The sequence below is a fragment of the Allobosea sp. Root381 genome (genome assembly GCF_001429395.1).
GTDB lineage: Bacteria > Pseudomonadota > Alphaproteobacteria > Rhizobiales > Beijerinckiaceae > Allobosea.
In genome coordinates, this window is record NZ_LMJT01000012.1 from 247,727 (window position 1) to 260,809 (window position 13,083).

The window sequence follows — 13,083 nt, forward strand, 5'->3', positions numbered from 1 at the left end:
TTCGGCAGCCGGGCCTGCGTGGGAGGGAACCTGCCCGGGGCCGGTGACGCAAGCGTGACGATCCATGGAACCGTTGCGGTCGCCGGCGCATTGCGCTGGGGCCGAAGCTGGCACACATATGGACGCAACAGGCCAGAAGGCGGGCGGGTGCCCAGGCGCGTCGGACAGGATTGCCGTTGGAGACCAACCTCTTCCGCTATGTCTGGGAGAAGAGCCGCGGCGAGCAGATCATCGTCCTGCTGATCATCGTCGTCTCGATCCCGTTCAACTGGGCGTCCTTCGACGTGCCGAAGCGGATCGTCAACGATGCGATCCAGGGCGGGGCGTTCAGGGACGGCAAGCAGACCGCGACGCTGCTCGACTTCACGCTGCATATGCCGGGCTTCCTCGGCGGCGGCAGCTATATGGTCCATGAGGGCTTCCAGGTCGGCCAGGTCGGGCTGCTGATCGGGCTGAGCAGCTATTTCCTGTTCCTGGTCCTGATCAACGGCGCCTTCAAATACGTCATCAACGTCCGCAAGGGCATTCTCGGCGAGCGCATGCTCAGGCGGATGCGCTACGACCTGTTCAGCCAGCTCATGCGCTTCCGGCCGGAGGCGATGCGCGCGGTCAAGCCGGCCGAGGTCGCCAGCATGATCAAGGACGAGGTCGAGCCGATCGGCGGCTTCGTCGGCGACGCCTTCATCCAGCCGGTGTTCCTGTTGTCGCAGGCGCTCACGGCGCTCGCCTTCATCATGGTGCAGAGCGTCTGGCTCGGCTCGATCGCGCTGGTGATCGTGCTGGCGCAGGCGATCATCATCCCGATCCTGCGGCGCGAGCAGCTGCGGCTCGGGCGCGAGCGACAGATCGCCTCGCGTCAGCTCGCCGGCCGCATCGGCGAGATTGTCGATGCCGGGCCGACGATCCAGGGCCATGGCGCGACGAGCTATGTCCAGTCAGACATCGCCGGGCGGCTGGGGCGGCTGTTCGACATCCGCTATGCGCTTTACAAGCGCAAATTCGCGGTCAAGTTCCTGAACAACCTGCTGGCGCAGATCACGCCGTTCTTCTTCTACGCGATCGGTGGCTTCTTCGCCCTGCAGGGACGGCTCGACATCGGCCAGCTCGTGGCCGTCATCGCCGCCTATCGCGACCTGCCGCCGCCGATCAAGGAACTGATCGACTGGGACCAGCAGCGCAACGACGTCACCATCAAGTACGAGCAGGTGATCTCCCAGTTCAACACCGACGAGACGGTGGAACTCGACGAGGGGGAAGGCATCATCCGGCTGCCCGAGAAGGGCGCGATCAGGCTCGACAGCGTGCAGATGCTGGACAATCGCGGCCAGCCACTGCTGACGCCGCTCTCTCTACGGATTCCGCGGCCGGCAACGGTGGCGCTGATCGGGCCCCCGGGCAGCGGGCTCGATGTGCTCGGGCGCATCCTCGGCCGGCAGGCCATGAACTATTCCGGCCGGGTGCTGATCGACGGCACGCCCCTGGCGCGCCTTTCCGTCGAGCGGGCGAGCCATCTGATCGGCTATGCCGGCAACGAGACCGAGGTCATCGCGGGCACGATCCGCGACAACATCCTGCTGCCGCTGAGACGGCTCAGGCCCAGCCTGACGACCGACGAGAGGCTCACGCCGGCCGAGCACCGCCGCTTCGTCGAGGCGATCCGCTCCGGCAACACGCCCTTCTCGTTCGAGGCGGACTGGACGGATTATGACGGCGCCGGGGTGGCCGACGAGGCCGAGTTGGCCTTACGCGTGCGGGCCGTGCTCGATGTTCTCGGCTGCGCCGAGGACATCTATGAACTCGGCCTCGACGGCAAGGTCACAGCGGCGCTCGGGCCCGAGGCCAGAGCGCGGATCGTCGAGGCGCGCCGGGCCGTCGCCGAGGAACTCGCCCAAAGCAAGCTTGCCGGGCTGATCACGCCCTTCGACCCGCAGGGCTACAACGCCAACGCCACGATCGCGGAGAATCTGATCTTCGGCGCAAGGCTCACCCCGCGCTTCGCCAATGAGACCTTGCTGTTCGAGCCCTACGCCGTTGCGATCCTGCAGGCTGAATCGCTTGTCGAACCGCTCGTCGAGGTCGGTTCGCGCATCGCCGCCACGGTGGTCGAGATCTTTGCCGGCCTGCCGCAGGGCCATGCCCTGTTCGAGCGCTATTCCTTCGACGCCGCGCTCGATCTCGAGCGGCTGGGCGAGCTGGCGGCGTTGCTGAACAAGCACGACATGCGCGCGCCGCTCGACGAAGCCGCCAAACGCGACCTGGTGGCGCTGGCGCTGGGCTATATCGAGCCGAAGCACCGGCTCAACCTGCTTGACGAGCGCCTGCGGCGGCGCATCCTGCGGGCGCGGGCGAGCTTCAAGGCGCATCTGCCGGCGGACGCCGCCGAGGATGTCGATTTCTACGATCCCGGCAAGGTGATGCTCGGCGCCAGCCTGCGCGACAACCTGATGTTCGGCCGTATCGGCTTCGGCGTCGCCGATGCCCGCCGAAAGGTGGCTGCGATCGTGCGCGCCGCGCTCGCGCGGGCCGGGCTCGACGGCGAACTCTACCGCATCGGCCTCAACACCGATTGCGGTATCCGGGGCCGCTACCTGCCGGCGCGGCTGAAGCTGGCGGTGCCGCTGGCCCAGGCCCTGATCAAGGCACCGCAGATCGCTGTGCTCGATATCGGCGCCTTCCTGGCGCTGTCCGGCGAGGCAAAGGCGGTCGTCGATCGGCTGAGGGAGCATTGCGCCGGCATGACGCTGTTTCTCCTTGCCGGGGATGCTAGTCTCGTCGGCGACATTCCGCTGCGGATCGTCTTCATCGGACCGACAGGCACGGTCGAAAGCACGGCCGACGGAGAGGCGGACGCCGCGACGCCGAGGCGGTCCGGCGATATCGAACGGATGGAGGCGCGACCATGAGCCTTGATACCGATATCAGTTGCCTGCGCCGGCTGCCGCTGTTCGGCACCCTGCCGCCGCCGCGGCTCAAGCTCGTGGCGCTGATGGGCCAGAAGCTCGCATTCGCGGCGGGGGAACGGATCATCCATGCCGGTGACGAACCTGCTGGGGTGCATGTCGTGCTGGAGGGCGAGGTCGAGATCACGCAGGAGCATCCCGAAGGGGGCGGGCGGCGCATCACATTGGCGTCGGGAAGCCTGCTCGGGGACGTCCCGATCCTGTGCGGCCGGCGCTATCTCGGCGAGGTCACGGCCAAGACCGCGGTGAGCGCGCTCTGGCTGCCGAAGGACCTGTTCTTCGAACTCCTCGAGACGATCCCCGATTTCAGCCTGGCGCTGTCGCGCGATCTCGCCTCGCGACTCTACCGCCTGGCGGATGCCGCGCTTCACGAGGAGAAGATGCATTGATGACGCGGGAGCGGGCATGAGCCTGGAGCAGGCAGCCGGCACGCGGCGCGCCGGGATGGGCGCCGGCATGAACCAGGTTTCGTCGTGGAGCCGGGACATCCGCTTCGCGTCGGGCATGGTGCTGCTCTTCTTCGCGGCGACGCATTTTCTCAACCACGCAGCCGGCATCGCCGGCGTCGCGGCGATGGAGCAGGTGCAGGAATGGCGCTACGGGCTCTGGCATTCCTGGATCGGGACGGTCGCGCTCTACGGGGCGCTGATCTCACACCCGCTCTTCGCGCTGATCCGGGTGGCGCAGCGGCGCACCTTCAAGATGCCACTGCGCGAGATGCTGCAGATCGCGCTGGGCCTCGCGATCCCGATTTTCCTGGTCGACCACATCGTCGGCACCCGTGTGATGGGCGCCTATTTCAATCTCGACGAGAGCTACAGCGCCGTCCTGCGGCGGCTCTGGCCGGGGTTGGCCGGCACGCAGTCGCTGCTTCTGCTCCTGGTCTGGACGCATGGCATGATCGGCCTGCATTTCACGCTGCGCTCGCGCGACAGCTACCGGCACTGGCGCGACCCGTTCCTGCTCGCCGCGATCCTGATCCCGGTGCTGGCTCTGATCGGCTTCGCTGTCGGCGGCCGGGAGGCCGGCGCCATGGCGCCGCCGCCCGAAGCGGCTTCCGACGCGCAGATCGTCATGTTCAACCAGCATGTGATGTGGGCGAAAACCGCGTTCTACGGTCTGGTCGGCGGTTTCGTCGCCTTCGTCGCCATACGTGAGATCAGGGTGCGTACGACGAGGCAGATCACGGTGCGTTTCGTCGGCCATGGCGTGCGCAAGCTCGCTCCGGGCGCGACCGTGCTCGAGATGTTCCGGCGCTTCGGCATTCCCCACGCGGCGCTCTGCGGCGGACGGGCGCGCTGCGCCACCTGCCGCGTGCTGGTGCTGGACGGGGCTGACGGGTTGCCGCCGCCTGGACCCAACGAGCGCAGGCTGCTGAGCCGGATCGCGGCGCCGGATCGCGTGCGCCTCGCCTGCCAGATCAGGCCGCGCGAGGACATCCAGGTCCAGATCCTGCTGGCTTCCCGGCTGAAGGCGACCGTGCCGGGCGATCTGGCGGTCGATCCCAGCATCGGCAAGCGCGGGCTGACCGTGATGGTGGCGGATCTGCGGGCGTTCTCGGCCCTGTCGGCGCGGCAGCTGCCACAGGAGCTGATCGGGCTGCTCAACCGCTTCTTCGACGAGATGTCGCAGGCCATCACCGCCCATGGCGGCCGCATCGACGCCTTCTATGGCGACGGCTTCATGGCGGTGTTCGGGCTGGAAGGGACGCCGGCCAAGGGGGCGCAGGCGGCGGTCAGCGCGGCCGGCGACATCGTGCGCGCCGTCGAGGCGCTGAACCGGGAGTTCGGCGCCGCGCTGCCGCTGCCGCTGCGGATCGGCATCGGCATCCATACCGGTCAGGCGATCACGGGCGCGGTGGAGAACGACAGCCTCGGCCGGCGCGAGATCACCGTCGGCGAGACCGTGGCGGTGGCGAGCCAGCTCGAGCTCGCGACGCGCCGGGTGCTGGCCGATATTCTCGTCTCGGAGGAAACCGTCCGCATCAGCGGGCGCTTCTATCGCGGCACGACGCCGCTCAAGATCACCATCCAGGGGCGGGAGACGCCGCTGAACGCGCTCGGCTTCGCCAGTGCCCCCGAGATCGCGAAGCCGGAGGAGGAGATGAATGCTCTTGCCGACTCCGACGCGGGGATGGAGGTCGCTGTGGCGGAGAGGGAGGTCGTAGACGCCGAGGGTGCTGTCGGCGTCGAGCTTGCTGCTCCGCCGGCGGAGGCTGCCTTGCGCGAGGAGGCTTCGCCGCGAGACGTGACGGATGGGGCCCGCCCTGCGCGGGGCGGGCGGCCACCCCGCAGGAAGGCTGCGGTCAAGAAGCCTGCAGCCAAGAAGGCCGCAGTTCCCGATGAGGCGGAGCCGTAACGCTCAGGCGGGGCCGAAGGCGAGAAAGCGCCTGCGGTCGAAGCCGGCCTTGCGCAGGCCCTCGTCATTGATCGTCAGGGCGAGATCGATCGTCGGCGGCGCGCTGCGCGTTCCCGTCAGCGCGCCGATCTGCCCCTGCGCCCGCTCCAGATCGAGCGCGTAGTCGATCACCAGGACATCGGCGCCGGCCGCGAGTGCGAGCAGTTCGGGCGGGGTCGCGCCACGCGCCCCGAAGGGCTTGAGCGACAGCCCGAGCAGAATGAGGGCGTAGGGCCCCGGCGGCGCGAGCTCGACCTGCTGCAGCTTGGCGGCGTGATGGCGCAGCCGGCAAGGGGCGCCGTTCAGCGTCGAGGCCAAAAAATCCGGGATCTTCGGGTCGATCACGGTCACGGTTTCGGGGCGATGGGTCAGGAAGCCGGTGATCGGCAGGCCGGCCCCGCCGATCTCGACGATATGGGCGCAGTTGCGTACGGCATGGGCAGCGAGTACCTGCCGCATGGCCGCCGCCGGTCCGGACAACTGGGGCAGAAGGGTGCCTCGTGGCGCCTCGGCGGCGTCGCTGGTCTTTGCTGCGGCGCTTGCATATGGTCTCGCCACCTTCACCCCTCCCGATACGGCATGACACGCGACACGCCTCCCGACGCCTTCTATGACATTCTGCGCGGCGTCGCAGCCCTCACCGGCAACGCCGTGGTGGCGGACCTCGCGCGTCTCGTCGCGGACGAGATGCCGCCCGATCTCTGGATCGCCTTCAATCACAAGCAGATCGGCTCGAAGCGCTGGCTGGTCGATGCGCTGGCGCAGGCGATGCCGCAGCCGCAGGGACCGGTCTGGATGCTGGGGGCCTGGTACGGCGTGCTGGGAGCACTGCTGCTCGCCGACGAGCGGCTGGCGATCCCGGCCGTCGTCAGCCTCGACCGGGACGCTACCTGCGCGCCGGTTGCCGAGCGCCTCAATCGCCGCCATGTCGCATCGGGACGTTTCCGGGCTATCACCGCCGACATGACGACGCTGGACTTCGCGGCGCAGCAGCCGCGGCCAGGCCTTGTCATCAATACGAGCTGCGAGCATCTCGACGATGTGCCGGGCTGGCTGGCGACGTTGCCGCCGGGACTTCCGCTGCTGCTGCAGTCCAACGACTATTTTCGCGAGCCGGACCATCGCAGCTGCGTCGGTTCGCTCGACGACTTCAAGGCGCAGGCCGGCCTGTCGGATCTGCTGTTCGCCGGCGCGCAGCCGACTAAGAACTATACCCGCTTCATGCTGATCGGGCGGCGATGAGCCTGGCGCAGGCGCAGCGATCCGACGGGCGGGAGGCATCGCCCTCGATCGCGTCGACAAGGGAGGCGCCGCCGCGCATCGCCGTCGCGATGAAGGGCTATCCGCGCCTGTCGGAGACCTTCATCGCGCAGGAACTGCTCGGCCTGCAGCAGCGCGGCCTGGCTTTCGCGATCTGGTCCTTGCGCCGGCCGACCGATGTGGCGCGGCACCTGATGCACAACCAGATCACCGCGCCGGTGAGCTACCTGCCGGAATATCTGCACGAGGAGCCGGGGCGGGTGCTGCGCGGCATGCTACGGGCGCTGACCCAGCCCGGCTTCACGCGGCTATTCGGCGTCGTCCTGCGCGATCTCGCCCGCGACCGGACGCGCAACCGCCTGCGCCGCTTCGGTCAGGCCTGCGTCATGGCTCGCGAGCTGCCGGACGAGACCACCCATCTGCATGTGCACTACCTGCACACGCCGGCCTCGGTGATCCGTTATGCGGCGCTGCTGCGCGGGATCTCCTGGTCCTTCTCGGCCCACGCCAAGGACATCTGGACGACGGCGGACTGGGAGAAGCGCGAGAAGATCGCCGCCGCGGCCTGGGGCGTCACTTGCACGCAGGACGGCCATTGCGAGCTGACGCGCCTCGCCGACCACGCGGAGAAGGTGGGCCTCGTCTATCACGGGCTCGACCTCGCGCGCTTTCCGGTGCCGTCGCCTCGGCCGCCGCGGGATGGCGGCGATGCCGCCGATCCGGTGCGCTTCGTCACGATCGGCCGTGCCGTCGAGAAGAAGGGTTTCGACGACCTGCTGGCAGCGCTGGCGAAACTGCCTCCTGGCCTCGGCTGGCGGCTGACCCATATCGGCGGCGGCGAGCGGTTGAAAGCGCTGCAGGCGCAGGCACTGGCGCTGGGCATCGCGGAGCGCGTCACCTGGGCCGGACCGAAGGCGCAAACCGAGGTCATCGGCGCGCTGCGCGAGGCCGATCTATTCGTGCTGCCCTCGCGGCAGGCCGGCGATGGCGACCGCGACGGCTTGCCCAATGTGGTGATGGAGGCGGCGAGCCAGGCCCTGCCCATCGTCGCCACGGATTTCGCCGGCATTCCCGAATTCGTGCGCGACGGCATCGAGGGGCTGCTGGTCCCGCCCGGCGATGTCGAGGCGCTGGCGAAAGCGCTGGCCGACCTTGCTGCGGACCCGGAACGGCGCGCACAGCTCGGGCACGCCGCCTTTGCGCGGCTGACCGGTTCCTTCTCCGCCGCTGCGGGGCTCGACGGCATCGCGGCGAAGCTGCGGGTTTCCGCCGGGCTTTCGACCGGAGTCGGTCTGGCATGACCACCGCCGTCCTGATCGCGGTGACGCATCTGCTCGGCAGCGGGCATCTGGTGCGGGCGGCGCATCTGGCGCGGGCTCTGGCGGAGCACGGCTTCGCCGTCACGCTCGCCAGCGGCGGCATGCCGTTGCGGGGGATGGCGGCCGAGCCCTTCGATTTCGTGCAACTGCCGCCGGTGAAGGTCGAGGGCGTCGATTTTCGCAACCTGCTCGATGAGGAGGGCCGCCCGGTCGATACGGAACGGCTGACGGCACGCAGGGCCATGCTGGACGGGCTGGCGGCGTCGCTCCGGCCCGGCGTCGTCATCACCGAGCATTTCCCCTTCGGCCGCCGGCAGTTGGCGGAGGAGTTTCTCGCCCTGATCGGCGCGGCAAAGGCCGCCGATCCCAGGGCGCTGGCCCTATCTTCGGTGCGGGACGTACTGGTGACGCCGCGCCCAGAGCGGATCGCGGAGGCCGAGCGGCGCCTCGCCGAATATTTCGACGGAGTGCTGGTTCACGGCGATCGCGATTTCCTGCCGTTGGAGGCCTCCTGGCCGGTGTCGCCGGAGCTGGTGCCCCGTCTGCATTACACGGGTTATGTCGCGGCGGCTCCCGCGAGCCCTCATCCTGAGGAGCGCCGTAGGCGGGCCTCGAAGGATGAAGGCTTGGAAGGGGAGGGCGAGATCCTGGCGTCGGGAGGCGGTTCGGGGGCGGCGCTGCCGCTGTTCCGGCTGTGCCTCGAGGCCGCGCGGCTGTCCAGGCGGCGCTGGCGCCTGCTCGCGGGCCGCGGCCTTGCCGAAGCCGATTTCGTCGCCCTCCGGGAAGCCGCCTCGCCGAATGTCACCGTCGAGCGGGCGCGCCCGGATTTCCCCGACCTGCTCGCCCGCTGCGCCCTCTCGATCAGCCAGGCCGGCTACAACACCGTGCTCGATCTGGTGGCGGCCGCCCGCCCGGCGATCGTCGTGCCCTTCGACGAGGGGGGCGAGACCGAGCAGGCGGTCCGGGCGCAGGCGATGGAGCGGGCGGGGCTGGCGCGATGTCTGCGGCTTTCGGACGAGGCCGCGGCGGCGCCGGCGGCCTTCGCGGCTGCGGTAGAAGCGGCGCTGAGGCGCCCGCCGCCGGCTGCCCTCGTAATCGACCGCGACGGGGCGGGCACGGTCGCGGGCATCGTGCAGCGGCTTCTGGCTGAGCGGGCTAAGTGAGCTGTGTTTTGACGGAGGCGTGCCGTCTTTCCTGGCTGCGGCCGACCCGAAACGATGCGCTGTTCCGTGAAAATGCAGCACGCTCCGGCGGCCTGGGGGCTTGCCGGCACGGCTCTTGCGTCATGTCTCCTGTCCTTTCGGCATGCCTCCGGCGAACGGCTGCCCCGGCGCTTTGCGAATTGCCGCTGCCGGGCTTTCGCTCTAATTAGGGTTTGATATGCCTCCCTCCTCGGTCGGCGCTGGGACAACCGGTCATTTACCCGGCCCTCGTTTCACGCCCGGAGACTAGATGATGACAACGACGACTGCCGCCGGCCTGCCCGACATGAAGCTGTCGGTGCGCCAGACATTCGGGATCGACACCGACCTGGAGGTGCCGGCCTATTCCACGACCGAGGCCCATGTCCCGGATTTCGACCCGGACTATCGCTTCGACCGCGACACCACGATCGCGATCCTCGCCGGCTTCGCGCATAACCGTCGCGTCATGATCTCGGGCTATCACGGCACCGGCAAGTCGACCCATATCGAGCAGGTCGCCGCCCGTCTCAACTGGCCCTGCGTCCGCGTCAACCTCGACAGCCATGTCTCCCGCCTCGATCTCGTCGGCAAGGACGCGATCGTGCTGAAGGAAGGCAAGCAGGTCACCGAGTTCCAGGACGGCATCCTGCCCTGGGCGCTGCAGAACAACATCGCGCTCGTCTTCGACGAATACGATGCCGGCCGCCCGGACGTGATGTTCGTGATCCAGCGCGTGCTCGAGCAGTCCGGCAAGCTGACGCTGCTCGACCAGAAGCGCGTCATCCGCCCGCATCCCGCCTTCCGCATGTTCGCCACAGCGAACACGGTCGGACTCGGCGACACGTCCGGCCTCTATCACGGCACCCAGCAGATCAACCAGGGCCAGATGGACCGCTGGTCGATCGTGACCACGCTGAACTACCTGCCGCATGACAACGAGGTCGCGATCGTCCTCGCCAAGGCCAAGCACTACCAGCAGACGCCGGACGGCAAGGACATCGTCAACAAGATGGTCCGCGTCGCCGACCTGACCCGCAACGCCTTCATGAACGGCGACCTCTCCACCGTGATGAGCCCGCGCACGGTCATCACCTGGGCCGAGAATGCCGCGATCTTCGGCGATATCGGCTTCGCCTTCCGGGTGACCTTCCTGAACAAGTGCGACGAGATGGAGCGCACGCTGGTGGCCGAGTTCTTCCAGCGCTCCTTCGGCAAGGAACTGCCGGAGAGCGCGGCAAACGTGGTCCTGAGCTGAGGAGCGGACGGCGATGGCGCGGTTCGAGGGCAGTTGCCATTGCGGGCGGGTCGCCTACGAGGTCGAGGCCGACCTCGACCGGACGGTCGTCTGCAACTGCTCCTGGTGCCAGCGCCGCGGCTCGATCCTGACCTTCGCGCCGGCGACGGCGTTCACGCTGAAGAAGGGCGAGGAGGCGCTGACCGAGTACCGCTTCCATACGCAGAAGATCCAGCATCTGTTCTGCGCGACCTGCGGCATCGAATCCTTCGCGCGCGGTGCGATGCCGGACGGCACGGCGACGGTCGCGGTCAATGTCCGCTGCCTGGCCGGCGTCGAGCCGACGGAGCTGACGCCGACTGTGTTCGACGGGCGTTCCCGCTAGGAGAGCCATGGCCACGATACAGCGCGAGACCGATGTCGCGGCGACGCGGGAGGCCGTCGTCGGCGGCCTCAGCGCCTTCAACGCAGCGGTCGTGGGAGCACGCAACAGCCAGCCTTTCGCGCTCAGCCTGCGTGATGACGCCGATGCGATCGTCGGCGGCCTGATCGGGGAGCTGAAATGGGAATGGCTCCATATCGACTTGCTCTGGATCGACGATGCGCATCGCGGCAAGGGGCATGGCGAGGCCCTCGTCGCCATGGCTGAGAATGCGGCGCGCGATCAAGGTGCGCGCGGCGTCTATCTGAGTACGATGAGCCTGCAGGCGCCGGATTTCTATCCGAAGCTGGGCTATCGCCAGTGCGGCCTGATGGAAGATTATCCCGTGGCCGGCCATCGGATCCACCATTTCGCGAAGGCGCTATGAGCATTTCCAATCGCAAGCCTGGAACGAGCAAGGAAGCGCCGGCCGAGCCGCTGAAGCGGGCCATTTCCTCGGCGATGAAGGCGATCGCGCGCAAGCCGGAGATGGAAATCGTCTTCGCGGCCGACAAGCCTGCACTCGTCGGCGAGCGGGCCCGCCTGCCCGAACCGCCGCGCAAATTGACGCTCGAGGATGTGGCGGTGCTGCGCGGCCATGCCGATTCGATGGCGCTCAGGCTCGCCTGTCACGATGCCGGCGTGCATCGCCGCGCCGCCCCCGAGGGCGATGCCGCCCGCGCTGTCTTCGACGCGATGGAGCAGGCGCGCGTCGAATCGATCGGCTCGCGGCGGATGGCCGGCATGGCCGGCAATATCGGCGCCATGCTCGAGGACCGCTATCACCGCGGCGGGCGCTACGAGGAGATCACCGACCGGGCCGATGCGCCGCTCGAGGATGCGCTGGCGCTGATGGTGCGCGAGCGCCTGACCGGCCTCAAGCCGCCGAAGGCGGCCGAGAAGCTGGTCGATCTCTGGCGCGAGCAGATCGAGGAGAAGGCCGGCGCCGATCTCGACCGGCTGTCGAAGGCAGTCGAGGACCAGCGCGTCTTCGCCCGGACCGTGCGCGACCTGCTCGCCTCGCTCGACATGGCCGAGCAGACCTCGCAGGGCGACGAATCGGATGAGGACGAGGACAGCCAGGACCAGTCCTCCGAGGAACAGCAGCAGCAGGACGGCGAGGCCGAGCAGGAAAGCGCCGGCGAGCGCTCCGAGGTCGAGGTCTCGGACGAGGCGACCGAGGAACTGCAGGAGGGGGCAAGCGAAGCCTCCGACGCACCCTCGGGCGACTGGGACGACGAGGACGAGAACTCGGAGGCCGAAGAAGCCGGCGAGGCACCGCGCCCGCGCGAATCCAAGAACGACGGCCGCCCACAGACGGACTACAAGGCCTATACGGTCAAGTTCGACGAGACGGTCACTGCCGAGGAGCTCTGCGACGCCGAGGAACTGACGCGCCTGCGCGCCTATCTCGACAAGCAGCTCGCCCATCTGCAAGGCGTCGTGGCGAGATTAGCAAACAGGTTGCAGCGGCGCCTGATGGCGCAGCAGAACCGCTCCTGGCAGTTCGACCTGGAGGAGGGCTCGCTCGACCCGGCGCGCCTGCCGCGAATCATCATCGACCCTTATCAGCCGCTGTCGTTCCGGCAGGAATCGGATGTCAATTTCCGCGATACGGTGGTGACGCTGCTGATCGACAATTCCGGCTCGATGCGCGGCCGGCCGATCACGGTCGCCGCCACCTGCGCCGACATCCTGGCCCGGACGCTGGAGCGCTGCGGCGTCAAGGTCGAGCTGCTCGGCTTCACGACGCGCGCCTGGAAGGGCGGGCTCTCGCGCGAATCCTGGCTGCAATCGGGCAAGCCGGCCAATCCCGGCCGCCTCAACGACCTGCGCCACATCATCTACAAGGCGGCCGACGCGCCCTGGCGGCGTGCGCGGAAGAATCTCGGGCTGATGATGCGCGAGGGGCTGCTCAAGGAGAACATCGACGGCGAGGCGCTGGACTGGGCCCATAAGCGCATCCTGGCGCGGCCCGAGCAGCGCAAGATCCTGATGGTGATCTCGGACGGCGCGCCGGTCGACGATTCGACGCTCTCGGTCAATGCTGGCAACTATCTCGAGCGGCATCTGCGCCATGTCATCGCCGAGATCGAGAGCCGCTCGCCGGTCGAGCTGATCGCGATCGGCATCGGCCACGACGTGACGCGCTATTATCGCCGCGCCGTCACCATCGTCGATGCCGAGGAGCTCGGCGGCGTGATGACGGAGAAGCTCGCCGAGTTGTTCGAGGAGGATGCCGGGCTGAATGCCCGTGGGTCGAACGGTTCGCGGCGCCTGCAGTGAGGCCAGCCTCTGTCGTACAGGA

At 68.4% G+C, this 13,083-nt stretch carries 11 protein-coding genes; 10 read left to right on the top strand and 1 reads right to left on the bottom strand.

The features are described 5' to 3' along the window. The first annotated feature begins 176 nt into the window (after positions 1 to 176). The 3 genes from ASE63_RS12650 to ASE63_RS12660 are packed head-to-tail and all read left to right on the top strand — an operon-like array spanning position 177 to position 5,318. Positions 177 to 2,903, top strand: a complete 2,727-nt coding sequence (locus tag ASE63_RS12650) for an ABC transporter ATP-binding protein (RefSeq protein ID WP_056801443.1) — start codon at positions 177 to 179, stop codon at positions 2,901 to 2,903. Beyond that, positions 2,900 to 3,349 carry a cyclic nucleotide-binding domain-containing protein gene (locus ASE63_RS12655; protein ID WP_056801445.1) on the top strand — a complete coding sequence of 150 codons (450 nt, stop codon included), beginning with the start codon at positions 2,900 to 2,902 and terminating at the stop codon, positions 3,347 to 3,349. Before ASE63_RS12650 ends, ASE63_RS12655 begins: the two co-directional genes overlap by 4 nt. 16 nt (positions 3,350 to 3,365) lie before the next feature. Next, entirely contained in the window at positions 3,366 to 5,318 is a 1,953-nt protein-coding gene (locus ASE63_RS12660; protein WP_056801447.1) for an adenylate/guanylate cyclase domain-containing protein, read from the top strand. A 3-nt stretch (positions 5,319 to 5,321) separates the two neighbouring features. Here ASE63_RS12660 and ASE63_RS12665 read toward each other — a convergent pair whose 3' ends face one another. Next, positions 5,322 to 5,816 (bottom strand): hypothetical protein, encoded by a 495-nt coding sequence (locus ASE63_RS12665; RefSeq protein WP_056801449.1) that lies wholly within the window; start codon positions 5,814 to 5,816, stop codon positions 5,322 to 5,324. 120 nt (positions 5,817 to 5,936) lie between these two features. Between ASE63_RS12665 and ASE63_RS12670 the strand changes: the two genes are divergently transcribed. From ASE63_RS12670 to cobT, 7 genes are all read left to right on the top strand, one after another. Then, the gene (locus tag ASE63_RS12670; protein ID WP_056801452.1) at positions 5,937 to 6,599 is read left to right on the top strand and encodes a hypothetical protein; all 663 of its coding nucleotides are present in this window, start codon (positions 5,937 to 5,939) and stop codon (positions 6,597 to 6,599) included. Positions 6,600 to 6,688: 89 nt separating this feature from the next. Then, on the top strand, positions 6,689 to 7,918 hold the full coding sequence (locus tag ASE63_RS12675) for a glycosyltransferase family 4 protein (protein WP_056801772.1): 1,230 nt from the start codon (positions 6,689 to 6,691) through the stop codon (positions 7,916 to 7,918). Further along, a complete protein-coding gene (locus ASE63_RS12680) occupies positions 7,915 to 9,099 on the top strand; it encodes a glycosyltransferase (RefSeq protein ID WP_056801454.1) in 1,185 nt (394 codons plus the stop codon). The genes ASE63_RS12675 and ASE63_RS12680 overlap by 4 nt, the downstream gene beginning before the upstream one ends. Positions 9,100 to 9,388: 289 nt before the next feature. Further along, positions 9,389 to 10,375 (top strand): cobaltochelatase subunit CobS, encoded by a 987-nt coding sequence (gene cobS / locus ASE63_RS12685; protein WP_056801456.1) that lies wholly within the window; start codon positions 9,389 to 9,391, stop codon positions 10,373 to 10,375. Between the two features lie 13 nt (positions 10,376 to 10,388). Beyond that, complete coding sequence (locus ASE63_RS12690; RefSeq protein ID WP_056801457.1) at positions 10,389 to 10,739, top strand: GFA family protein; 351 nt, start codon at positions 10,389 to 10,391, stop codon at positions 10,737 to 10,739. A 7-nt stretch (positions 10,740 to 10,746) separates the two neighbouring features. Continuing rightward, positions 10,747 to 11,163 carry a GNAT family N-acetyltransferase gene (locus ASE63_RS12695; RefSeq protein WP_056801459.1) on the top strand — a complete coding sequence of 139 codons (417 nt, stop codon included), beginning with the start codon at positions 10,747 to 10,749 and terminating at the stop codon, positions 11,161 to 11,163. Next, entirely contained in the window at positions 11,160 to 13,061 is a 1,902-nt protein-coding gene (cobT, locus tag ASE63_RS12700; protein WP_056801461.1) for a cobaltochelatase subunit CobT, read from the top strand. Before ASE63_RS12695 ends, cobT begins: the two co-directional genes overlap by 4 nt. Positions 13,062 to 13,083: the final 22 nt, after the last annotated feature.